The sequence below is a fragment of the Flavobacterium keumense genome (assembly GCF_029866485.1).
GTDB lineage: Bacteria > Bacteroidota > Bacteroidia > Flavobacteriales > Flavobacteriaceae > Flavobacterium > Flavobacterium keumense.
Map to the genome: position 1 here is coordinate 118,902 of NZ_CP092332.1, position 26,021 is coordinate 144,922.

Consider the following 26,021-nt stretch of genomic DNA (forward strand, 5'->3'; position numbering starts at 1 on the left):
CACTAATGATTTTAAATATCCCTAATTACTCAAAACAAGAAATTAGAATGTCAAATAATTGAAAAACAGAAATTATTTTCAAAAAAAATTGAATAATTAATACCCCCACAGATAAGTTTTTCAATATATCAAAAAATGAAAAAAATACACAGATTCCTAAAACACGAATACAATATTAATTTGAAAAAAAATAAACACAATCATGAAATATAAAAAAGCTTATTTCAATGACTAATTTGTTAATAATAGTTACGTTTATAATAAAATAATTAATTTGGATACCATTTAAAGACAAATAAGTTTATATATTAAGCAATATAATTTGATTTAATTCTTAGTTTTTGAGGATTCAATTACCCAATTTGCCCCATCACTAAACACTACCAAAATAGAATTTATAACATCATTCGCAAAAGTGAAAACTGATAATTTATCGATCGTCTCTCCTGATTTAGCTTGAAAGACAACTATCTTCAAATCAGCAGTAAATACAAATCTTCTCCCTGGAATACCTACTGCAGATGGCAAAATCACACTTGTCCCACTTGTCAAAAATTTTATATAATGTGCATCGTCTGTAGCAACCTGATATGTACTAGCTGAAACTTCTTTATATCCTAAAGTTAATCCAGAAGTAAAAATAGAAGTTGCTGTAGCATTACCTAAACTTGGATTAATAAAAGTAGGACTATCATTAAGAACAACTTTACCACTTCCTGTTAGCTCAATTTCTTGAATTGATGTACTTGAACTACTAGTGTTCCCTAAAATTCTATTCGGACTTACATTTTGAATTTTACTATATGTTACATTAGAGTCTAATAACTTACTTGTTATTATTTTATCATTAGCTATAGTCAAATTATCAAAGGTACTCCCTGTTAAATCTCCAGAAATTTTAACACCCCCAGTTGCAACATCTGTAGCATTTGGTATATTTATTGATAAAGAATTTGAGTCAACCCAACTAGGTGCTAGAGTACCATTCGACTTCAATATTTGTCCCGTAGAACCAGATGGTATAAAACTTGTAGTACTCGGTTTAATTTGATAAAGAATCTCTCCGTCTAAACCACCATCAATATTTGTTGCTTTAGTTGAATTTGTTGCTGACTTAATATTAATTAAATTAGATCCGTCACCAAAGAAAAAATCGGCAGTTACATTCCCTGTAAATGTAGGATTATTTAAATTTGCTTTATTATCTAATGCACTTTGAGTTAAATCAGAAATAGGTTTATTTTTATCCGAAGTATTGTCAACATTTCCAAGAGTAATATCGCTAGGCGACAAAACAACAGTACCTAACTTCCCATTAACTGATTTGACTGGAGAATCTGGAGTAACTAATTCTACCCAATTACTTAAAACTGTTGGATCTGAGCTTGCTAAAACATAATTCTTTGTATTATCGGTTCTAATTGCAATACTCCCTTTGACAGCAGATGTTAAAGAAAGCATTTCTGATTCATCATTGACTACATTAACTGATGAAAATGAAATAGAAGGTATTTGAGAAAATGGAACTTTGCCAGAAGAGTCCAAACTAGCAGCTCCACCGCTAGCTCCTAATTTTGCTTTGTCTAATTTTAAATCTAATGCATCAAAAACAGCATTTTGTGAGGGAGCTGAAGTAGTAACAGCATCAGTTATACCATTAACTACTTTTGAATCAGTATATACCTTTACTGCATTTTGTGTAGGAAATAATTTGTCACTTGCACCTAAATTAGAGTCGTTTGATTTATTGGCGGTGTCTTCTTTTAGTCCTATTGCGGTAACATTTGCTAATTCAGCAGCTCGAGCTGTAGCAGCCTCAGCTATAATGGCGTTGTTAAGCGTTGTTACATTCCCATCCACATAGGTTTTAACAGCATTTTGTGTAGGAAATAATTTGTCACTTGCACCTAAATTAGAGTCGTTTGATTTATTGGCGGTGTCTTCTTTTAGTCCTATTGCGGTAACATTTGCTAATTCAGCAGCTCGAGCTGTAGCAGCCTCAGCTATAATGGCGTTGTTAAGCGTTGTTACATTCCCATCCACATAGGTTTTAACAGCATTTTGTGTAGGAAATAATTTGTCACTTGCACCTAAATTAGAGTCGTTTGATTTATTGGCGGTGTCTTCTTTTAGTCCTATTGCGGTAACATTTGCTAATTCAGCAGCTCGAGCTGTAGCAGCCTCAGCTATAATGGCGTTGTTAAGCGTTGTTACATTCCCATCCACATAGGTTTTAACAGCATTTTGTGTAGGAAATAATTTGTCACTTGCACCTAAATTAGAGTCGTTTGATTTATTGGCGGTGTCTTCTTTTAGTCCTATTGCGGTAACATTTGCTAATTCAGCAGCTCGAGCTGTAGCAGCCTCAGCTATAATGGCGTTGTTAAGCGTTGTTACATTCCCATCCACATAGGTTTTAACAGCATTTTGTGTAGGAAATAATTTGTCACTTGCACCTAAATTAGAGTCGTTTGATTTATTGGCGGTGTCTTCTTTTAGTCCTATTGCGGTAACATTTGCTAATTCAGCAGCTCGAGCTGTAGCAGCCTCAGCTGTAATTGCGTTGTTAAGCGTTGTTACATTCCCATCCACATAGGTTTTAACAGCATTTTGTGTAGGAAATAATTTGTCACTTACACCTAAATTAGAATCGTTTGATTTATTGGCGGTGTCTTCTTTTAGTCCTATTGCGGTAACATTTGCTAATTCAGCAGCTCGAGCTGTAGCAGCCTCAGCTATAATGGCGTTGTTAAGCGTTGTTACATTCCCATCCACATAGGTTTTAACAGCATTTTGTGTAGGAAATAATTTGTCACTTGCACCTAAATTAGAGTCGTTTGATTTATTGGCGGTGTCTTCTTTTAGTCCTATTGCGGTAACATTTGCTAATTCAGCAGCTCGAGCTGTAGCAGCCTCAGCTGTAATTGCGTTGTTAAGCGTTGTTACATTCCCATCCACATAGGTTTTAACAGCATTTTGTGTAGGAAATAATTTGTCACTTGCACCTAAATTAGAGTCGTTTGATTTATTGGCGGTGTCTTCTTTTAGTCCTATTGCGGTAACATTTGCTAATTCAGCAGCTCGAGCTGTAGCAGCCTCAGCTGTAATTGCGTTGTTAAGCGTTGTTACATTCCCATCCACATAGGTTTTAACAGCATTTTGTGTAGGAAATAATTTGTCACTTACACCTAAATTAGAATCGTTTGATTTATTGGCGGTGTCTTCTTTTAAATTTAATGCTGATTGAACAGAAGTAGAAATAGGTAAAGTTGAAAAAAAACTGATATCATCTTTTGCAACCAATGCTCCTCTTGAAGGAAAAATTACATTTTCAATACCAATTTTTTGTCTTATAGTACTATCAGTTTCATCCCCTGTATTCACACCACTCAAATTACTAATTTTTTGCTTTTCACTCGATAAAAGAAAAAATTTATTTGGTGTTTCATTAATGTCTTCTGTTGTTGCTACTTCTCCTTTTAGCACTAGCCCTTTCTGATCATAAGTGATTTTTGTTCCAGTTCCTGAAGTAATTAATGGATTAGAAACAACGCTATTCAAAGAAGAAAATGAATATGGTACAATAGAAAAAGGACCACTACTAATCTCAATAAAATTTAAACACTCGTTTGAAATGTCTAATTCAACCTTCAAGATTTTATTTAAAACAGTCCAATCAATTAATTCAATTTTTTGACCTGAAAGAGTAGAAATTCCACTTCCAATTATAACATTTACAATGCCGTATCTATCCGTTTTTGTTTTGATTATTTCTTCATAATCAATATTTCCATTAGAATAAATAGTAAATCGCAAACAGATTTCCTTATCAAGCAGAAAAGCATTAACATTATTTCGCCCTGGCAATTCTTCGTTGTCAGGATTCATAATAACAGCTTGATACGCTATCCCTCTTTGCGAATATACAGATGAACAAAACAAAAAAAGTAGAAAAAAATATACTTTCATATTCATAAGAAAAAAGATTAGTAAAAGTTAATTTAAAAATACCTTAGAGTATACTTTGGAACTAAATCTCCTAAGAATTTAAACTTTATTAAATCATAGGAAGAAATAAAAATATTTCTCACTATGATTTTAGTAACACAACTCAGTTATAACAAATATCATTAAGGGACCGATTCAAAACCTGTTAAATAGACATTAGTGTCGTTCTTTAAATCAATATATCTAATAATACCTAAACCAGAAATAAGTTTCTTGCCCATTTTATTAACTTTAATTGTTCTTAAATCTTTATCATAACTCAAAGAAATTAAATAAAATGTTAAACTATCAGAATCATCTAAAGAAACTGGAACTTGAATATTAATATTTTCAGATGACTCTCTAATGTTAATATATATAAATCCAGAAGATACTTTATCTAGAGAAGAATAAAACTTAAATCTTATTTGCTCATAAAAATCATTAATTATAGGCAAAGTTCTAGTAGCATTGCCAAATAGTCTTACTGAAGTAGTACCAGTAAATTTTATATTATTAGAAATACCTGTCAGTTTTTTGGCGTCTCCAACAAAAGATTTTGCAGATAACTCGCCTGATACTGGATTAATTTTGATTGAAGAAGATTTGTCATAAACTGGTTTTACAGCAGTAACATCTATAATTCCTGTACCAGTTTGAAGCAGTAAAGGAGTGTAAGTAGCATCTTTAGTTGTAGAAACTTTTACAAATTCGGAGGTTTGTGAATTAATATTTGTTAAACCTGATCCATCTCCTACAAATTTAACTGCGTTAAAAGCCCTATTAGATGAATCATAAAAAACACTAGCTCTAATACCTATTGAACTTTGTGAATCTTTAGTAGCATCATTAGTCGCTATAAATGTTGGATAAATTTTTCCTGTAGTAAAATCAGTGGCTCCTGGAGCTAAAAGACCAGATTTAACTTTGACAGATTCAGCATTAACCGAAGTCAAACCAGAACCGTTTCCAATAAATTTACCAAGACCACTAATTAGAATGTCACCGTTAATTGCTGCTATATTACCTCCTAAAGCATTGAAACTTTTGGCTTCAAGAGAATTAGTTTGTGGATTATAAGAAATTTCTTCAAATTCCTGTTTTTTTAAATCAATAAATGGATAGGTAGTGTAAAGGTCTGTATCACCAGCCGAATATGTTATACCATTGGCTTTTGAATAAACAGGGATAGTTAATCTTTTATATCTTATATCACCAACTTCATAATTCTTAATATCTATGGGTTTCGCAGAAATTTTAATATTTTCGCTAGAAATTCCACTCAAAAACCCACCATAGCCAGTGAAACTTGGAGCAACTAAACTTAAATAATTTTCATTGCCTATTTTGGCCGTCCTAACACTAATTGGAGGTCCTGCTTCAGAACTTGCGACTGCCAAATTAGTCTTAAATGGAGTGAGATTACCATCATCATAATGTCTCGTTAACATAGGAATTGTATATTGATACTTATCCATATCCTCTAAAGAAATTATTGATGAGCTAAGATTCCCAACATTTGTCAATCTAGACCCGTCACCTTCGAAATTTGTAGCTGTCAAGGTTCCTGTATTAGGTACTAAACTTAGTCTTTTACTCGCTACTTTTTGCGATAAATTTCCTGATGTTTCAGTTACAAAGGTAGGATATACAGGTTTATCATAAATTGTATCATTAGTAATTGCTATTTTAGTTGCATCAAGAGCTGATACATTAGTCAATTTTGCCCCGTCACCTATGAAATTTGTAGCTGTCAAGGTTCCTGTTTTAGGTACAAAACTTAGTTTTGTACTTGCTATTTTTTGTGATAAATTTCCTTTTACATCAGTTACGAAGGTAGGATATACATTTTTATCAATAGTTGTATCATCAGTAATTGCTATTTTAGATGCATCAACAGCCGATATATTTGTCAATTTAGACCCGTCACCTATGAAGATTTTAGCAGTTAAAGCTCCTGTTTTAGGTACAAAAGAAAGATTTTTTTCATCAGAAACATTTTGTTGTAAATTTCCTTTAACTCCTGATACAAAAACAGGAAAATATGTTTTGTCAGAAGTTATTTCTTGAGTAATAGTTGCACTTTTTGCAGAAGTTGCAACAACATCTGTTAAATTACTTCCATTACCTTTTAAATATTCTGCTTTTAGTGTCCCTGTAAATTCAGGATTATTTAAATCTGCCTTTTTGTTCAATGCCGCTTGAGTCGATGTTGAAATGGGTTTGCTTGTATCGCTTGTGTTGTCAACATTGCCTAAGCCTACTTTTGCCTTATCTATTCCTGTAGCTATCTTTTCATTGGTTATAGCATTATTAGCTATCGCAGGTGCATCTGCAGTACCTGTTAAATCGCCTTTCAATTGAATTATTCCCTTGTTAACAGTTGTAGCATCTACTACATTTTCAATAACTTTAGTATCAACATAGTCTCTAACTGCTTTCACGCTAGGATATTTATCATTAGATGTAGGGTCTGTAGAAATATCAATACTCTTATTTGCTATACTCTCCTTTAACTCCAATGCCGTTTGAGTAGCTATAGATAAAGGTTTGCTTTCATCAGATGTATTATCTACATTACCTAAATTAATATCAGTAGCAGTTAACAATATATTACCTGTCTTAGCGTTAACAGTTTGAACAGGTGCGTCAGGGCTTAAAAATTGAACCCAATTACTCAAAATAGTAGAGTCTGGATTAGACAAAATAAAATTTTTTGATAAATCTGTTCTAACCGCAATACTACCTACAACCAAATTTGGTAAAGCTAACATTTCTAACTCGCTATTAACTACGTTAACAGATGAGAATGAAACTGAAGGAATTTGTGAGGATGGAATCTTTCCTGTTGCATCCAAACTAGCTACACCGCCATTGGCCCCTAACTTATTAGAATCTAATTTTAAATTCAATGCATTTTGAGTAGCTATAGATATAGGCTTGTATTCATCAGATGTATTGTCTACTTTATCTAATCCTACTTTTGACTTATCTATTCCAGTAGCTATTTTGGAATTGCTTACAGCACCATTGGCTATCATAGGAGCATCTGCAGTACCTGTTAAATCGCCTTTTAATTTAATTATTCCCTTGTTAACAGTTGTAGCATCTACTACATTTTCAATAACTTTAGTATCAACATAGTCTCTAACTGCTTTCACGCTAGGATATTTATCATTAGATGTTGGATCTGTAGAAATGTCAATACTCTTATTAGCTATATTTTCCTTTAACTCCAATGCCGTTTGAGTAGCAATAGATAAAGGTTTACTTTCATCAGATGTATTATCTACATTCGCCAACCCAACTTTAGACTTGTCTATTCCTGGAGCTATCTTTTCATTTGTTATCACACCATTGCCTATAGTTGGTGCATCTGCAGTTCCAGACAAATCGCCTGCTAATTGAATTTTTCCTTTTACCGTAGGACTAGCTTCAACCACTCCTGAACTAATTTGTGTATCCACATAACTTTTAATCGCCTTTACACTTGGATATTTTTCGTCTGAAGCTTCATCTAGTGCAACATTGATACTTTTATTAGCCAAACTTTCTTTAGCCTCTAATGCAGTTTGAGTTGCAGTTGAAACTGGCTTGTTTAAATCGCTAGTGTTGTCAACATTATTCAAGCCTACCATTGCTCTATCTATACCAGATACTGTACCAGTAAAGGTTGGGGAGTCTGTATTTGCCTTTCCAGCTAATGCAGTTTGTGTAGCCTTAGAAACAGGCTTGTTTGTATCAGAAGTATTATCAACATTACCCAAGCCAATCATAGATTTTGTTATTCCTGATACAGTACCTGTAAAGGTTGGTGAAGCTAAATTCGCCTTTGAACTCAGTGCCGTTTGTGTAGCTGTCGAAATAGGCTTACTTAAATCGCTAGTATTGTCAACATTGCCTAAACCTACCTTTAACTTATCTATACCTGAAGCTATCTTAGCATTTGTTACAGCACCATCTGCTATCAGAGGGGCATCTGAGGTACCTGTCAAATCGCCTGCAAGTAGAATTTTACCTTTTATATTTGAACTTGCATCTACAACTCCAGAACTAACTTGTTGATCCACATAATCTTTTATTGCTTTCACAGTTGGGTACTTCACATTTGAAGTGCCATCTGTTGAAATGTCAGAACTCTTATTGGTTAAGTCCTCTTTCAAATTTAAAGACACTTGTGTTAAAATTGAAACTGGCTTATCAATATCCGAAGTATTATCAATTTTATCTAAAAAAATATCTTTAGGAGTAAGTTGTACAATCCCTGTTTTTCCATTTACTGCTTGCACAGGCGCATCAGGACTCAATAATTCAACCCAACTGTCACGCAAAGTACTATTGGGATATGACAAAATATAATTTTTGGAAACATCTGTTCGAATCACTACAGTTCCAATAGAAGGATTAACCAAAGTTAGCATTTCTGTTTCATTATTTAATACTAAAACTGATGTAAAAGAAATAGGAGGAAGTTGTGTTGATGGAATTCTACCGTCTACATCTAACATTGCAATACCATAACTAGAACCCAACAAATCAGTTCCTAATTTCATATCCAAAACTTGTTGAGTTTTGGCAGAAATTGGCTTATCAATGTCTGAAGTGTTATCTACTTGATCTAATCCTACTTTTGCCTTGTCTATACCTGATGCTATCTTAGAATTGGTTACAACACCATCAGCTATTGTTGGCGCATCTGCGGCACCTGTTAGATCACCTGCTAGTTGTATTTTACCCTTAACAGTAGAACTAGCATCAACAACTCCTGCACTTGATATAGCATCAACGTAACTCTTAACTGCTTTTACAGTTGGGTATTTATCATCAGAGGTAGCGTCTGTGGTAATATCGATACTCTTATTCGCCAAACCCTCTTTTAAAGCTAATTGAGTTTGTGTTTCTTTTGAAATGGGCTTGTTTAAATCGCTTGTGTTGTCAACATTATTCAAGCCTACCATTGATTTATCTATACCAGATACTGTCCCTGTAAAGGTTGGTGAAGCTAAATTAGCCTTTGCATCCAAGGCAGTTTGTGTTTCTTTTGAAATGGGCTTGTTTAAATCGCTTGTGTTGTCAACATTATTCAAGCCTACCATTGATTTATCTATACCAGATACTGTCCCTGTAAAGGTTGGTGAAGCTAAATTAGCCTTTGCATCCAAGGCAGTTTGAGTAGCTGTTGAAACAGGTTTGTTGGCATCAGATGTATTGTTAACTTGATCTAAAGACAAATTAGTTAAGGCCTCTAACTTTGTAGACGCTCCAGTTCCTCCATTTGAAATACCAACAACTCCAGAAACATTATTTGCAGTTATAGCATTAAATGCAAAAGGTGCAGAAGAAAAAGATTGCTCACTAATCAATTCAAAGGAACTACAAGCAGAAGTAATATCCAATTCAACCTTTAAATTTTTATCTGTTGTATTCCATCTAATTGAAGAAAAAGAGGAAGCAAAGCCCCCAATTTGGTTTCCTTTACCAATAGTAACATTGACTACACCATATTGATTCGTACTAGTCTTAATTATCTCTTGATATTCAAGAGCATTAGAAGAATCTGAAAAACTAAATCGCAAACAAATTTCAGAATTTATTAAGGGTGAAGATGATACCTGTACACCTGGAAGTGTTTGGACATTTGGTCTAACAATAACTGCCTGATAAGCAATACCATTAGTTTGTGAATAGATTAGCGATGAAAATAGTAAGAAAAGTATATATTTTTTCATAATTTATTTATATTGTTTAATTATTGAATACTGTTTTTTATATTAAAAATTACACCTAAACAAATACGATTTGTTGATATAGAAAATTTTTCTGAACCATTTAGTGTTGGATTAAAACTATATATGTAATCATAACCCAAACTAAATCCTCCATAATCAGATGCAAAATATTTGACCTGAAGTCCTGCAACTCCACCAATAAAAATTCCCTTAAATGAATTTGTCTTTTTCAAATCAAAAATTTCACTACCCAATTCTTGCTTTCCATGAATCATCTTAGAAATAGTAGTTCCTAATTTCAAATCCAATTTGATTTTCTTTGAATTTAGTACTTGTAATAAAAGTGAATTATCGAACCCTACATATAATGTTTTCCAATGCACTAACAAATTTTTGTTATAAACAGATGCATTAAACTCATCAAATGAAAACTCAGAATCATAGACTATTGGAAATTTGTTTAATTTGTATTTTAGTAGTTTAGAATACCCCATAGAATATGTATTTCCAAACTCAGAACTTAAATTTGAGGCCGTACTACCAAACTCATTGGTATACGAATAATTTGTTAAATTTTTACCTGTTTTAATAAAAATTGATTTCTGAGAATGTGCTCCAATACACATCAATAAAAAAAAATAAAGAGAATATTTCATAAATTAAAGTTTTAAAAGTTTATTAGTGTAATTAAAATTCGAAGAGGAAAGTTTAATGATATACTTCCCAGAAACAAGAATTTGAGAAAGGTCTAATGACATCAATTTCCCAATAATTTTTTTATCCCCTTTATATATAACTCTACCAGATATATCAAATATTTCTAATGTAATAACTTCATTAAAATATTTAGTAAACTCAAAATTTAAAATTGTTTCAACTGGATTCGGATACATTATTGTAATCGAATTATCTAATGAATTTGGCAGAGTCAAAACTTTAGAATTATTCCAATTCAATGATTGTTGAAATCCTTGTTGAACATAATAATTTGAACTTGTATGACTGGCGAAAACACCAAACTGACCAATCGTCTGACTTACATATGTCCCATTGGATGTTTGCATACTGCTTCCAAGTGAAGAGATTACCTGATGATGCAATACCTGAGAATGAGAAGCGATGTAAAATAAAAACATGATAATTCTGCACATGACCTTAAAATTTAGTTATGCAAATCAAAATAAAAATGGAGAAATTAGTTTTTAACGAAAAAAAAATAGCAGAAAACAGTGGATGTTTTGTGTAAAATAGTGATGAATACTAATTACTTATGAACTCAAAAGGATAGAATATATATTTAAAGATGACTTTAATTTAAATCACATGTAAATAACACACTGATTTAGTCAACTACTTTGAAATGCTTTTAGCTATTATTAGACAAAATAATTAAGAAAACTATAAAGAAACTGAAAATATGGAAAAATACATTGAATTGATAAACAGTCACATAAGAGAAATTTTAGTATAGAATATAAAATACAAATCTATATTGAAACATAAATTTCTGAAAATATATCTTGAAGAATTAATTTTGGAAAGTTACCATAAATTAATCCCATTTATATAAAAGCCAAACTAAATATAGAAGTTGTTGACTAGGACTTTTAATTAATTTTTCAAAAGAAATAACTGTTATGAAGTTGTAGTACTTAAGAAATAAAATAAGGGTTTAATTGAAAAATAAAAATTAAGTAAATCGATTTTCAATTCATATATAGCCTAATAACAATTTAATAATATACAAATACATGAAATAAATGAAAATAAAATATCAAAAAATCAATCATTGATTCTCATTCAGAAATAGGGTAAACAGACAATTGCTTGAGGTTGAAACTGTCAAGAAAAATAATTTACAATTTGTATAATGCTTAAAGTAATAACCAAAATATAGTTTGGCTTCCAACCTAAAGAGTGACAAATAGACAATGATTCTGCATACTATAATTGAATAAAACTTAATTAGGAAATCGCTTTGAATTATCCAAATTTATGGAAACATGACTTGGGTGTAAATTGAAAGATGACTCACAAACATCCATATCAGAATCAAAGAATTAAAAAATTAAAAATCAAGAAGTTTAATTTATACCATCACTTCTTTAACTTTTTGGAGGCATTGAATAAAATTAAAAAAAGGTTATTAGGTACCTATAATCTAAGTCTGATCTTAATATTGATTTTTGAGACAAAACTTTACAAAGTTGCATTCAATTAGATTATGTAAAAATAACAGTTTAAATAATAATTTGAATTCTAACATATCCAAAATAAATATCTAAAAACTACAAGTAGTATTGCATTAAACTTAAATTGAATTAATGTTATCAATTGTAACATATAATAGTACGAATCTATATCATAACATATACAGGGAAAAAAGAGGTCATATAATAATATATACCTTTAAAAGACCAGATAACACTTTGATTAAGAACAAATAGAAATTGCAAAATATACAATAATGAAAAACATAAGAAAGGATTAACCTACTAATTAAAGGGTTAAATATTCTAGTGAAGAATCAAGATTAAGGAACGGAAAAATTAAAAGAAATTTGAAATTAAGAATCGCAAAAATGAAAAAAAATTCAAGAAAAATTATCCTCAAATTATTAACTTAATATTCTATTTTAGAATTTTACATTAGTTCAAACTCTTAGAAAATTAATAATCAACATAATTGAATAAAGTTCTAAAAGGTAAGCGAATATTAATAAATGAACGAGAAAAAAATTCAAAAAAACAGCTTTAAATTGATATTTAAAATGAATTCAAATACACCTTAAATTGAAAAAACTCTAAAAAAATCTCGTGTAAATAAATTTTGAACAAACTGCTTTAAAAATACAACCCAAACTGAATTTGATGATTTAAAAATGATAATTTTTCATTTGATGAATTATCAAATTTAATTACTTTGTTAAATGAATACCCAATACTTACCGAAGTGTTTTTAAAATAGGAATACTTAAAATCAATCCCAAATGATGGAGCAATAAAAATACCTTTAAATTCATTTTCATTAGCCAGATTAAACCCAACCCCATCAATAGCCTGATTCCCAGAAAGTAATGTTGAAAATCCAATGCCTACTTTAGGTATTATATTCAAATCATTATCTGGAAAAAGAGAATAATACAAGATGCCCTGTGTTCCCAAAAACTGGGTATCCCATGTGTATTTATTAACTACATTCCCTCCAGTAGCATTAAAATCATTTAATACAACAGAAGCTGAATAAAAAAAACGGTAATAATTACAACGACAATGATTAAAGTAATGTAAATAGCCAAACTCAAAAAAGTTGCCAGCCCCACTCCTTAAAGTGGGATTAGGTAAACCCTTACTGTTCAAATAATCAAATGTTGTAAAATTTTTACCAGTTTTAAAATAAAATTCTTGTGAAAAAACTGCATTGTAAAGTAAGAACACAATTACAAAAACTCTAACTTTATACATAAAGGATTATTTAAAATTATTATTATATACAGCTCTTATTAAATCATTTGAAGGAAAATCAAAAAAAGTTATTCCAAATCCTACATTATATTTTAACTGTTTGGAACCATTTAAATAAATCGTTTTTGAAGCATCATAATTTTTGATTATTTCATTTAAAAAAAACATATTCATACTTTTAGAATAATCATTAGGAGTAGTAACAACCCCAGACATTGAAATAAAATTAAACGAAAAAGGAGTTTTTGTATTTATCCCTCTAAAAGTATTTTTTGCCATTTGAATTGCGAGCTCATTTCGTTTAACCATAAATTCATTAATCAATCCCTTTTTAACTTTTTCGTCTTCGTATTTGGATGAGTACCATGTGTTTTTATAATAATCCTGAATTAGTAAAAGAGGATTAGTTGTAGGTAGTAATTGAACCTTTTTCAAATTATCTCCATAAAACCCTACAGATACAGAATTAATTTTAGAGAAAGACTTCGGAAACTTAGAGTAATCATAAAATAATAATGCTTTGCCTCTTAAATCACTAATTCGAATTTTATTATTTACATTGATATTCTTAGTAAACATAGTAGCATATTCCTTGTTAATTTCTTGTGCAATTAAAAATTGCGTTAAAAAATTTTCAAGTTTAACATTATTCTTGTAGGTATTGTACTCATTTAAAAAAGACACATTCTCTTTTCTATAATCTGGTAAATCACATTCTGCACCAGTGTCTCTAGAAATCTTTATTAATACTGTTTCTGTAGGATTGACTTTTAAAAATTGTTTTACATTAAGTAAAACATCATTAAAACTTGTAGCACTAATAAATGTATGGCTCAATTTCAAATTAAAGTTATAAACAGAACCGGTCCCTTGAGGTGTAACGCGAATGTCTAAAAAACGAATCCCTGCATTTAATTGAGCGCTTATTGACAAATCTTGACATTTTGCTAAAGGCATTAAATCATGTGTGCCAGAATCATGAGTGGCTGGTATTGAAACATCTCTAATATCTATGTCATCCGTTAAAGATTCCATCCAGTTATTACTGCCTATATTCTTAATAGGTATTCTGCTTTTAAAAGTTAAACCTACAACACTAGTTGTATTTTGCCCGGAAGGAACTTTCCCATCTTCAGTCAAGTTGTCATTTGAACACGAGTACTGCCCTAAAAACAAAGCAAAAAATAGTCCAAAATAAAAAGGTTTATTGAAAGAATAATTATATGTCTTTATATTCATTTTTAAATTAATTTAAATTAAAAAAATTAAGGCACAGCCCAAAAATCCGTTAAATAATACTCTGCGTCATTCAAATAATTTGTATATGTTATAGTACCTGCACTACCAGCAGTAATGGTTTGCATGCCTACTTTTGTAATTGACAATACCCTAGTCGTTGCATTGTATGCAACTTGAATATTATATCTTCTAAATTGAGTAGTTGAATCCATTGTACCTGTAGTAGGACATTCTAATGTGTATAAAGAATTGGAATTTCTTAAATCAATAAACATCCAAGCAGTACCAAATCCTCCAAATCTAACTCTAACTCTAAGAAAATTATATTTAGTTTCAATATCTGGCAAAGTCCCAGGTAATGCTCCGGTAATATTAGGTATTTCAGTGGAAGAAAATGATCTAGGAACGGCGCCTTTATCATTAAGTGCTGTTTGTGTGGCTGTTGAAATGGGTTTGCTTGCATCAGAGGTATTATCTACACTATCAAGTCCAACCGATGACTTATCAAGTGTTTGCCAACTCTTATCACCACGCCAATATTGAGTGTTAGTTCCTGCACTAATAGTACTTTCTTTTCCGTTTAAAGTTGTTTGCAAATCATTACCCCCAAGCTTTATTTGTGGTGTTATAACTTGCCCGTTTGTATCAACAGCAAATTTTAAAACTTGAGAATTACTCTCTGTGTATAAGAAATAATTAGCAGCACTATTATCGATAACGCCACTAGTTCCTCCACTCCTCAAATTCCATAGAACATTTGTATAGTTGGCATTGATACCTCCTCTTAAAAACGTTGATGGTAATCTTGTGTTTGCTAAAGTTCCTGAAGTTATATTAGTAGCATTGGTAGCATCTACATTTGGAACATTCCCAAGCCCTACCATAGAATTAGTTATCCCCGATACAGTTCCTGTAAAGTTTGGTGAAGCAAGTGGAGCTGCTCCTAAATTTGTCAAAGCTGCCGATGCTGTTGTTGCTCCTGTTCCTCCTCTCGCAATTGGAAGCGTTCCTGTAGAAATATTACCAGCATTAATAGCAGTTATACCTGAACCGTTTCCACTTATAGTCCCTGTAAAAGTTGGAGAGGCAAGTGGTGCTGCTCCTAAATTTGTCAAAGCTACCGATGCTGTTGTAGCCCCTGTTCCTCCTCTTGCTATTGCTAATGTCCCTGTTCCAATATTTGAAGCATTCAAATTGGTTAATGAAGATCCTATACCAGTAAAAGATACAGCAGTAAGATTACCTGTCGAGGGTATAAATGTTAAATTGGTAATTGCCACATGTGGTTTCACGTTACCAAAAGTAGCAGTTGCAAAAATTGGATATGTCGTATTTGACGTAATACTATTATCCTCAACTTTTACATTAGTGGCATTTGTTGCAGATACATTACTCAAACTAGAACCATCTCCACTAAAGTAATTTGCTGTTACTGTACCTGTAAAGGTTGGCGAAGCAAGTGGAGCGGCCCCTAAATTTACTAAAGCTGACGATGCTGACATTGCTCCTGTTCCTCCACTGTTAATTGGCATTATTCCAGCTACAATTTGGGATGCATCAATTTTCAATAAGGTACCATCTCCACTAAATTTTGTAGCAGTTAATGTTCCCGAAAAAGGTTCAAATTTAAGTGAAGAATTTCCATTCAATATCTGATTATTACCATTAGAACTAGATAAAAAAGGAATATAATTCGTTCCAAAAGCTGTATTTTGAGTTACATTAATTTTAGATGCATTCAAATTACTCAAAGATGACCCATCTCCGCTAAAGTTAGTTGCTGTTACTGTTCCTGCAAAAGTTGGAGAAGCTAAATTAGCCTTTGTATCTAATGCTGTTTGTGTGGCTGTGGAAATAGGTTTGTTGGCATCAGATGTATTATCCACATCGCTTAATCCAACTTTTGACTTGTCTATTCCTGATGCTATCTTGGCATTGGTTACAGCTCCATCAGCAATTGTTGGTGCATCTGCGGTACCCGTTAAATCACCAGCTAATTGGATTTTTCCCTTAACGGTTGAACTTGCATCTACAACTCCTGAACTAATTTGTGTATCCACATAACTTTTAATTGCCTTAACACTTGGATATTTCTCATCTGAAGCAGCATCAGATGATACATCAATACTTTTGTTTGCCAAACTCTCTTTTAATGCTAATTGAGTTTGAGTAGCTGTTGAAACGGGTTTGCTTGCATCAGATGTATTATCCACATTACTCAAACCTACCATAGATTTTGTTATCCCTGACACGGTACCAGTGAAACTTGGAGAAGCAAGTGGTGCAGCTCCTAAATTTGTTAAAGCTGCCAATGCTGTTGTTGCTCCTGTTCCTCCGTTAGCAATGGCTACTGTTCCTGATGCAATATTTGAAGCATTTAAACTAGTTAATAAAGAACCGTCGCCACTAAATTTTGTTGCAGACAAGGTTCCTGTAGAAGGTATAAATGCTAATCTACTCGCGCCTATTTTAAAAGGTAAATTTCCAGATACTGTACTAAAAAATGGAATATAATTAGGTGAAGTCGAAGTTTGATCAATATTAAATGTAGCAGTAGCAGCATTTACATTAGTTAAAGATGATCCATTACCACTAAAATTAGTTGCAGTTACAGTTCCTGTAAATGTTGGTGAAGCTAAATTAGCCTTTGCATTCAAGGCAGTTTGAGTAGCTGTGGAAACGGGTTTGCTTAAATCGCTTGTATTATCCACATCGCTTAAACCAACTTTTGACTTGTCTATTCCTGATGCTATCTTGGCATTGGTTACAGCTCCATCAGCAATTGTTGGTGCATCTGCGGTACCCGTTAAATCACCAGCTAATTGGATTTTTCCCTTAACGGTTGAACTTGCATCTACAACTCCTGAACTAATTTGTGTATCCACATAACTTTTAATTGCCTTAACACTTGGATATTTCTCATCTGAAGCAGCATCAGATGATACATCAATACTTTTGTTTGCCAAACTCTCTTTTAATGCTAATTGAGTTTGAGTAGCTGTTGAAACGGGTTTGCTTGCATCAGATGTATTATCCACATTACTCAAACCTACCATAGATTTTGTTATCCCTGACACGGTACCAGTGAAACTTGGAGAGTCCAAATTAGCCTTTGCATCCAAGGCAGTTTGAGTAGCTGTGGAAACAGGTTTGCTTAAATCACTTGTATTATCAACATTACCTAAATTAATATCACCAGCAGTTATCAATACATTAGCTGTTTTACCATTAACGGTTTGAACAGGAGCATCTGGATTTAACAACTCTATCCAGTTACTCAAAACTGAAGTAGGTGAAGCTGATAATACATAATTCTTTGAATTATCGGTTCGTACGGCAATACTACCTACAACCAAATTTGATAACGCTAACATTTCTGATTGGCTATTAACCACGTTAACAGAAGAAAATGATACTGAAGGAATTTGTGAGGATGGAATTTTTCCTGTTGAATCCAAACTAGCCACACCTCCATTAGCCCCTAACTTGTTTGAATCTAATTTTAAATTCAATGCATTTTGAGTAGCCGTTGAAACAGGTTTGCTTGCATCAGATGTATTATCCACATTACTCAAACCAATCATAGATTTTGTAATCCCTGACACGGTACCTGTAAAACTTGGAGAGTCCAAATTAGCCTTTGCATCCAAAGCAGTTTGAGTTAGCGTTGAAATAGGTTTGCTTGCATCAGAGGTATTATCCACATTATTCAAGCCTATCATAGATTTTGTTATCCCTGACACGGTACCTGTGAAATTTGGAGAGTCCAAATTAGCCTTTGCATTCAAGGCAGTTTGAGTAGCTGTGGAAACGGGTTTGCTTAAATCGCTTGTATTATCCACATCGCTTAAACCAACTTTTGACTTGTCTATTCCTGATGCTATCTTGGCATTGGTTACAGCTCCATCAGCAATTGTTGGTGCATCTGCGGTACCCGTTAAATCACCAGCTAATTGGATTTTTCCCTTAACGGTTGAACTTGCATCTACAACTCCTGAACTAATTTGTGTATCCACATAACTTTTAATTGCCTTAACACTTGGATATTTCTCATCTGAAGCAGCATCAGATGATACATCAATACTTTTGTTTGCCAAACTCTCTTTTAATGCTAATTGAGTTTGAGTAGCTGTTGAAACGGGTTTGCTTGCATCAGATGTATTATCCACATTACTCAAACCTACCATAGATTTTGTTATCCCTGACACGGTACCAGTGAAACTTGGAGAGTCCAAATTAGCCTTTGCATCCAAGGCAGTTTGAGTAGCTGTGGAAACAGGTTTGCTTAAATCACTTGTATTATCAACATTACCTAAATTAATATCACCAGCAGTTATCAATACATTAGCTGTTTTACCATTAACGGTTTGAACAGGAGCATCTGGATTTAACAACTCTATCCAGTTACTCAAAACTGAAGTAGGTGAAGCTGATAATACATAATTCTTTGAATTATCGGTTCGTACGGCAATACTACCTACAACCAAATTTGATAACGCTAACATTTCTGATTGGCTATTAACCACGTTAACAGAAGAAAATGATACTGAAGGAATTTGTGAGGATGGAATTTTTCCTGTTGAATCCAAACTAGCCACACCTCCATTAGCCCCTAACTTGTTTGAATCTAATTTTAAATTCAATGCATTTTGAGTAGCCGTTGAAACAGGTTTGCTTGCATCAGATGTATTATCCACATTACTCAAACCAATCATAGATTTTGTAATCCCTGACACGGTACCTGTAAAACTTGGAGAGTCCAAATTAGCCTTTGCATCCAAAGCAGTTTGAGTTAGCGTTGAAATAGGTTTGCTTGCATCAGAGGTATTATCCACATTATTCAAGCCTATCATAGATTTTGTTATCCCTGACACGGTACCTGTGAAATTTGGAGAGTCCAAATTAGCCTTTGCATTCAAGGCAGTTTGAGTAGCTGTGGAAACGGGTTTGCTTAAATCGCTTGTATTATCCACATCGCTTAATCCAACTTTTGACTTGTCTATTCCTGATGCTATCTTGGCATTGGTTACAGCTCCATCAGTAATTGTTGGTGCATCTGCGGTACCCGTTAAATCACCTGCCAATTGAATTTTTCCCTTAACGGTTGAACTTGCATCTACAACTCCTGAACTAATTTGTGTATCCACATAACTTTTAATTGCCTTAACACTTGGATATTTCTCATCTGAAGCAGCATCAGATGATACATCAATACTTTTGTTTGCCAAACTCTCTTTTAATGCTAATTGAGTTTGAGTAGCTGTTGAAACGGGTTTGCTTGCATCAGATGTATTATCCACATTACTCAAACCTACCATAGATTTTGTTATCCCTGACACGGTACCAGTGAAACTTGGAGAGTCCAAATTAGCCTTTGCATCCAAGGCAGTTTGAGTAGCTATTGAAACAGGTTTGCTTGCATCAGAGGTATTATCAACATTGCCTAAACCTACCTTAGACTTGTCTATTCCACTAGCTATCTTGACATTGGTTACAGCACCATCAGCTATCAAAGGAGCAGCTGCTGTTCCTGTTAGATCACCTGCTAATTGAATTTTACCCTTAACATTGGAACTAGCATCCACAACTCCTGAACTTGATTGTGAATCAACATAACTCTTAATCGCTTTTACTGTTGGGTATTTCAAATCCGAATTACCATCTACTATTACATTAACACTTTTATTACTAATACTCTCCTTTGCGGCTAATAAAGTTTGTGTAGCTTTAGAGATAGGCTTGTTTGCATCTGAAGTGTTATCAACTTGATCTAAGCCAACTTTTGACTTGTCTATTCCTGATGCTATCTTGGCATTGGTTACAGCCCCATCAGCAATTATTGGCGCATCTGCTGTTCCTGTTAAATCGCCAGCTAATTGTATTTTACCCTTAACAGTTGAACTTGCATCTACAATTCCTGAACTGGATATAGCATCAACGTAACTCTTAACTGCTTTTACAGTTGGGTATTTAACATCAGAAGTAGCGTCTATTGCAACATCAACACTTTTATTTGCTGAATTCTCCTTAACATCTAATGCTATTTGCGTAGCCGTTGAAACTGGCTTATTTACATCGGAAGTATTATCTACTTGATCTAAGCTTACCATAGATTTTGTTATACCTGATACAGTACCTGTAAATGTTGGTGAAGCTAAATTAGCCTTTGCATCCAAGGCAGTTTGTGTTTCTTTTGAAATGGGCTTGTTTAAATCGCTTGTGTTGTCAACATTATTCAAGCCTAAATTTGTTCGTGCTTCCATTGTTGTTGTGGCTCCTGTACCACCATTCTCAATTGCTACTACTCCTGTAACATTATTTGCAGTAATTGCATTAAATGCAAAAGGAGCAGATGAAAAGGATTGTTCACTAATCAATTCAAATGAAGTACAAGACGAGGTAATGTCTAATTCAACCTTCAAATTTTTATCTGTTGTATTCCAGGCGATTGCAGTAAATGAACTAGCATATCCACCAATCTGTGTCCCTTTACCTATCGTAACATTTACAACTCCATACTGATTTGTAATAGTCTTAATAACTTCTTGATACTCAAGACTATTTGATGAATCAGTAAAACTAAATTTCAAACAAATATCAGAATTAATTAAAGGAGAAGAGGGGATATCTACTCCTGGTAATGTTTGAACATTTGGTCTAACAATAACCGCCTGATATGCTATTCCCTTGGATTGAGAATACAATACCGAAGTAAAAAAAATAAAAAATAAAATTTTTTTCATAGTAATTAGAATATTGATTAATTGATTTTCTGACTGTCATTGGTTTTCTGACTGTCCTTTTTAAGGTTATAATACACTCCAAACCAAACACGATTGGAAGTAATCGAAAATTTTTCTGAAGCGTTGAGTGAAGGATTAAACCCATTTAATCGATCGTAACCTATACTTAACCCTCCCGTTTCAGATACTGAATACTTTGCTTGAATACCTATAACTCCTGTCAAAAAAACACCTTTGAAAGAATCTGTATTTTTGATATCATAAATCTGATTATCTAGTACTTGTTTGCCATAAATTATTGTAGAAATATTAGCACCAAGTTTAAAATCCAATTTAAAATTTTTGGGTTTTAGTACGGTAATGAGCATTGAATTATTAACCCCTGCATAAAGAGTTCTCCAATTAACTAAAAGGTTTTTGTTATAAACCGAAGAATTAAACTCATCTAAAGCAATTTCGCAATTGTAAAACAAAGGAAATTTAGTAAGTTTAGGTTTCAACTGCTTGGAATAACCAAATGAATATGAATTTCCAAAATCTGAACTTATATTATTTGCTTTGATATTTAATTCATTGGTATAGGAGTATTTTGTTAAATTTCTTCCTGATTTCAAGAAAATAGAATTTTGAGAAAAAGAAAAAAGAGAGAATAAAAAAAATGAAAAATAGATATACCTCATAATTTATAATTTTAAAAATTTATTAGTGTATTTATATTTAGAATTCATAGAAGAAAGTTGAATTAGGTAATATCCTGGAGAAAAAATTCCCGAAAGTTTTAATTGAGCTAATCTATCTATCGGTGTTATAATACCACTGTAAATTACTCTACCAGAAATATTAAAAATTGATACACTCAAATCACCATTAATATCTTTAGAAAATTCAAAATTAATATCAGTATCAACTGGGTTTGGGAACATTTTAGTAACAACACTTTCAGATTCAATATCTTTTTTAGAAACACTCAAACTGTTGTTACCAGCCAACGATTGCTGAAACCCTTGCTGAACATAAAATTTTGGATTTGCAAAACTTGACAATGCCCCAATTTGACCAATTGTCTGACTTACATAAATACCCCCAGGGGTAGTAAAGCTAGTTCCCATCGAAGAAATTGCCTGATGATGCAATCCTTGAGAATAAGAATTTGAAAAAAATAAAAGAAGTAAGAGTTTTTTCATAAATCAATACAATTAATACATTAATGTGCAAAGGAATACAAAGTATTGTGACAACTTGTATTAGTAAAAAAAATATTAAAAAACAGTTACTGATTTTAAGAAATTAGTGAAAATAAAAACATATTCTAACCTATCTGCAAACAAGTATAATGCTCATAATAAGTAGAAGTAATAGTTAGGGAAAAAGAAAAATAACAATGCAGGTTTTAACACTTTTTAATGATTTTTCTATTTCGATAGAACTCAAAAGGAGAAACACCAGTTAAATCTTTAAAATTCACTAAAAACGGATTATACGATGAAAAGCCAACGTGCTTAGATAAGGTGACTAATTTATTTGACTTCAAGTAGCCCGAATTAATTAATTCAACAGCATCATATATTCTAACCATTTTCTTGTAATCATTAAATGAAACTTTGCAATAAAATTTAAAAATAAAATCTAAATAGTACTTAGGTATTCCAATTTCAAGAGATAAATTATATAATGAATAATCCGGGTTGCGTAAAGCAAAGTCGATTAAAACAATTTTCTCAATTTGTTCTATATAATCACTAATATTATTCATTATCCTTTCATTAAGCATCCTTTCTTTTGGATTCATAGCGTCAATGTCAATTTTAACTTCCCAAACACTTGTTATACATAATTTTGAAACAGATGATGATTCAATTCTTTTGAAGAGAGATGGATTTCCATAAAAAATAAATGGAGAAAAAATAATTTTAAAATATATAGTTGAATATAAGATTAGCAAAGCAATTTCGTAGTAAAAATTACATCTTTCTTTTCCTTTAATTATACTCTCAATTTTTAAGGAATAAATTATAATCAAATACAAAATTTCAATTACAAATAAAAATTTAGTCCAAGAACTAATCATTGAGAAATCATAAGTAAATGGGTGATTTTTTTTAATCCCCCAATAATTGTTTTTTAATAACAAGAAAGTTTTATATATGTAGTAAGTAGAATAAGATAACATTAACGAAAACAACAAAATATTTTCAATAGAAAATAAAAAATTAAGCAAAACTACTGGTAAAATGAAGTGTTGAAAATCGTTTTTCTCTCCTATTTTTAAATTTTTAAATAATTTTTCAAAATACAAATACAATGTTGGCATCAAAATCAAAATTATTTGATAATAATTAAAATTCGGATAATAAATGTTCTGAAATAAGTCTAAATTGCTTAAGCCATGAAAGATTAAGTATAAACTTGCAAAACTAAATGTAAAAAGTAGATATACATTTAATACTCTATTTGAACTAAACCAAATAGACATGACAAAAGTTGTGATTAAACAAATAGAACCGAGAATTAGAAATAAGATATGAATGTACATGAGGGGTTTTTTACTTTATAAAATGAAATGGATAATTTTGTTTATACTTTAAAAACAAAAATACATTTAAAGGATTCTTGCATAAAAACAAAACAATCACTGTTTAACTGTAAAAAAATACTGAATTAGAATACTATTTCACTATAAACAAATAATTAGAATTTGAAAGAATCTATTTTGTAATTAAATCTTATGATTTCGGAAAAAATTATAATAATAACTGGTCGATTTTTTTTACCAAATTATTATACTCTTTTTTAATATTATCAGCTGAAATACCTTTCCTATCTCCCCTAACACATTGTCTAACATATTGTTTTGAAATTTTCAATTTAACTGAAACAGCGTTTACAGCTATAACATTGTATGAATTATTTTTTTTTATATTATTTTTGTCCATTGCTCTAATTGTTTCTTAAAACGAAACAAATATAATTCAAATTATTTGAATTTATACAAATAATTTGATAAAAATAATCTAGTTATGATTTACTTCCAAAAAAATTTAATTTATTTAAGATCGAAAAAAAAATTAACACTAAAAGAAATTGGTGTTGAGCTTGATTTCTCACCATCTCAATGGAATAATTATGAGCTAGGTATCTCTTTTCCAAAGTTTTTGGACTTAATTAAAATTTCAGAATATTTTAAAATATCTGAAACCGATTTAATTCATCAAAATTTAGAATACAAACAATTGACAGGTATACATAATGACATAAATGGAAGCTTAATTGAAAATCGTAGCGAAGAATTAATTCAAACTCAGAATAAATTAATCAAAATCCAAGAAGAAAAAATTTCAGAACTACAGGCTCAAATCTCAAAATTAACTACTAAAGCTAGTGAATAAACTATCTAGAAAGAATATTGAATCTGATTAATACTTAGGTAAATTAAACCAAATAGACTACTTTAAACAATTTTGTATGTCTTCAAACTAAACTGGACTTTTCCTAAGAGAATATTTAGTTAATAATTCAAAGATAAATGTTTTTTTGATTTGTTATTAATCTTAATTTTTAATACTCATTTCTACGGTTAACAATTGCAATTTTATTTAATCGTTCTCGTTCATTTAAAAATCAATCCACCTCTACCAAAATAAACATTTACAGGTGTTAAGTTGTTTAATGATTGATGATATCGTTCATTATTGTATCGGTTAACAAACTTTTGTAAATCGGCTTATAATTCTTAAGGTGAGAAGTAGTCATCAAGTTTCACAACATTTTTCATAGTTCTGTGATAGCATTCAATCTTTCCTTGTGTTTGCGGATGACTGGATCTAATATGAACTTGCTGCATTTGATAATTGACTTTTAAATACATTTTAATTCACTTACAATGTATCACGAACGATTGTCTGAAAAGGAGTTTAGATTTTTGTTTAGTTACCAATTTTGCTTTTTTAATGGCATTATCAACAGTTCTTTTTACATCATCAGCTTTCATATTGAACCAAAGTTCCCAGTGCACAATACAGCTGCTGTAATGGTCTAAAACTGTATTTAATTAACCATCCCCATCCCAATATTTTAAAATAGGCTTTTCATAAATTGAATTGCTTGGTCTTTGATTATGTGTAATAGAGAAAGTCAGATTAAGAGCGGCTAATGAATAATAAATTTAATATGATGTTTACTTTTTAAATTGAAAGATTTTCAGATACAAGTTCACTAGAGTAAAATCTATCTTTTATTCCGTGGTCCGCCGTAAAATAATACAAATACTCTCGTTGTTTATCCATTTCTTTAATGAAATCAAAGGCATTGTCAACAACTCTCATTTGAATTTTTGTATAATCTTTCCAATTCAGTCTTAATAACTTCTTGTCGATTGAGTATCCACGAAAATTATTATGCTTTAGTTGGTTTAGACATTCGTAAAACTGAATAAAGTCTTCTGTTTTTACTCCTGTAGTATTTTCAATTGTTTTGTGAAGCGATGCAAACAAATCCCTAATCCAATTGATAACTTGTTTTTTATAATTCAATGACTCTTAGTTAAAGTATGAGAGAAAGGAAGGTTTATCAACTTATCAAACACGTTTCTTCTCTTCGTTTATTCTCTTCTGTATATGGAAAATATTTTATTCTATTCGATTTCAATTCCATTAATTAAAACAACCATTTAATTCCATTTTTCTGGTGTATATCGTATGTCATTCCCATTTTTGGGGTCAAAAGTTACAATTGTCCCGCAACATAATAAAGTTGTCGAATTGGCGAGGAAAGTTGACCCAATTGGTCTTTGGGTCTTTCTCTTGCTGCGTATAATAAAGATGTCAAGTCTCCTAAAAGCCATTTCGTGTCATATGTTGCAA

13 protein-coding genes and 1 pseudogene are annotated in these 26,021 nt (G+C 31.7%); 1 reads left to right on the plus strand and 13 read right to left on the minus strand.

The window, feature by feature from the left end:
• Window positions 1–327: 327 nt before the first annotated feature.
• The 11 genes from MG292_RS00555 to MG292_RS00605 form a co-directional block, all read right to left on the minus strand.
• Window positions 328–3,975, minus strand: coding sequence for a beta strand repeat-containing protein (locus tag MG292_RS00555; protein ID WP_264532535.1), 3,648 nt, complete (start codon window positions 3,973–3,975; stop codon window positions 328–330).
• Between the two features lie 155 nt (window positions 3,976–4,130).
• Window positions 4,131–9,716, minus strand: coding sequence for a hypothetical protein (locus MG292_RS00560; protein WP_264532534.1), 5,586 nt, complete (start codon window positions 9,714–9,716; stop codon window positions 4,131–4,133).
• Window positions 9,717–9,736: 20 nt separating this feature from the next.
• The gene (locus MG292_RS00565; RefSeq protein ID WP_264532533.1) at window positions 9,737–10,372 is read right to left on the minus strand and encodes a hypothetical protein; all 636 of its coding nucleotides are present in this window, start codon (window positions 10,370–10,372) and stop codon (window positions 9,737–9,739) included.
• 3 nt (window positions 10,373–10,375) lie between these two features.
• On the minus strand, window positions 10,376–10,867 hold the full coding sequence (locus MG292_RS00570) for a T9SS type A sorting domain-containing protein (protein ID WP_264532532.1): 492 nt from the start codon (window positions 10,865–10,867) through the stop codon (window positions 10,376–10,378).
• 1,692 nt (window positions 10,868–12,559) lie between these two features.
• Window positions 12,560–13,180 carry a hypothetical protein gene (locus MG292_RS00575; RefSeq protein ID WP_264532531.1) on the minus strand — a complete coding sequence of 207 codons (621 nt, stop codon included), beginning with the start codon at window positions 13,178–13,180 and terminating at the stop codon, window positions 12,560–12,562.
• A 6-nt stretch (window positions 13,181–13,186) separates the two neighbouring features.
• Window positions 13,187–14,419 (minus strand): phosphatidylinositol-specific phospholipase C domain-containing protein, encoded by a 1,233-nt coding sequence (locus MG292_RS00580; protein WP_264532530.1) that lies wholly within the window; start codon window positions 14,417–14,419, stop codon window positions 13,187–13,189.
• Window positions 14,420–14,445: 26 nt separating this feature from the next.
• Window positions 14,446–21,162, minus strand: coding sequence for a hypothetical protein (locus MG292_RS00585; protein ID WP_264532529.1), 6,717 nt, complete (start codon window positions 21,160–21,162; stop codon window positions 14,446–14,448).
• A 17-nt stretch (window positions 21,163–21,179) separates the two neighbouring features.
• Window positions 21,180–21,842 carry a hypothetical protein gene (locus tag MG292_RS00590; protein WP_264532528.1) on the minus strand — a complete coding sequence of 221 codons (663 nt, stop codon included), beginning with the start codon at window positions 21,840–21,842 and terminating at the stop codon, window positions 21,180–21,182.
• A 3-nt stretch (window positions 21,843–21,845) separates the two neighbouring features.
• A complete protein-coding gene (locus MG292_RS00595; RefSeq protein WP_264532527.1) occupies window positions 21,846–22,346 on the minus strand; it encodes a T9SS type A sorting domain-containing protein in 501 nt (166 codons plus the stop codon).
• Between the two features lie 206 nt (window positions 22,347–22,552).
• The gene (locus MG292_RS00600; protein ID WP_264532526.1) at window positions 22,553–23,476 is read right to left on the minus strand and encodes a helix-turn-helix domain-containing protein; all 924 of its coding nucleotides are present in this window, start codon (window positions 23,474–23,476) and stop codon (window positions 22,553–22,555) included.
• Between the two features lie 427 nt (window positions 23,477–23,903).
• Window positions 23,904–24,095 carry a hypothetical protein gene (locus MG292_RS00605; protein ID WP_264532525.1) on the minus strand — a complete coding sequence of 64 codons (192 nt, stop codon included), beginning with the start codon at window positions 24,093–24,095 and terminating at the stop codon, window positions 23,904–23,906.
• Between the two features lie 84 nt (window positions 24,096–24,179).
• Between MG292_RS00605 and MG292_RS00610 the strand changes: the two genes are divergently transcribed.
• Window positions 24,180–24,548, plus strand: a complete 369-nt coding sequence (locus tag MG292_RS00610) for a helix-turn-helix domain-containing protein (protein WP_264532524.1) — start codon at window positions 24,180–24,182, stop codon at window positions 24,546–24,548.
• A 221-nt stretch (window positions 24,549–24,769) separates the two neighbouring features.
• On the opposite strand, the pseudogene MG292_RS11390 reads toward MG292_RS00610, so the two are convergent.
• Window positions 24,770–24,871 (minus strand): annotated as a pseudogene (locus MG292_RS11390) (hypothetical protein); the annotation flags it as partial.
• 472 nt (window positions 24,872–25,343) lie between these two features.
• A complete protein-coding gene (locus MG292_RS00615) occupies window positions 25,344–25,691 on the minus strand; it encodes a hypothetical protein (RefSeq protein WP_264532523.1) in 348 nt (115 codons plus the stop codon).
• Between the last annotated feature and the right edge of the window lie 330 nt (window positions 25,692–26,021).

Excerpts from the sequence above, each read along its gene's own strand:
- MG292_RS00555 (WP_264532535.1), bottom strand. The coding sequence starts at position 3,975 with ATGAATATGAAAGTATATTTTTTTCTACTTTTTTTGTTTTGTTCATCT.
- MG292_RS00605 (WP_264532525.1), bottom strand. The coding sequence starts at position 24,095 with ATGGACAAAAATAATATAAAAAAAAATAATTCATACAATGTTATAGCT.
- MG292_RS00585 (WP_264532529.1), bottom strand. The coding sequence starts at position 21,162 with ATGAAAAAAATTTTATTTTTTATTTTTTTTACTTCGGTATTGTATTCT.
- MG292_RS00595 (WP_264532527.1), bottom strand. The coding sequence starts at position 22,346 with ATGAAAAAACTCTTACTTCTTTTATTTTTTTCAAATTCTTATTCTCAA.
- MG292_RS00565 (WP_264532533.1), bottom strand. The coding sequence starts at position 10,372 with ATGAAATATTCTCTTTATTTTTTTTTATTGATGTGTATTGGAGCACAT.
- MG292_RS00590 (WP_264532528.1), bottom strand. The coding sequence starts at position 21,842 with ATGAGGTATATCTATTTTTCATTTTTTTTATTCTCTCTTTTTTCTTTT.
- MG292_RS00560 (WP_264532534.1), bottom strand. The coding sequence starts at position 9,716 with ATGAAAAAATATATACTTTTCTTACTATTTTCATCGCTAATCTATTCA.
- MG292_RS00610 (WP_264532524.1), top strand. The coding sequence starts at position 24,180 with ATGATTTACTTCCAAAAAAATTTAATTTATTTAAGATCGAAAAAAAAA.
- MG292_RS00580 (WP_264532530.1), bottom strand. The coding sequence starts at position 14,419 with ATGAATATAAAGACATATAATTATTCTTTCAATAAACCTTTTTATTTT.
- MG292_RS00570 (WP_264532532.1), bottom strand. The coding sequence starts at position 10,867 with ATGTGCAGAATTATCATGTTTTTATTTTACATCGCTTCTCATTCTCAG.
- MG292_RS00575 (WP_264532531.1), bottom strand. The coding sequence starts at position 13,180 with ATGTATAAAGTTAGAGTTTTTGTAATTGTGTTCTTACTTTACAATGCA.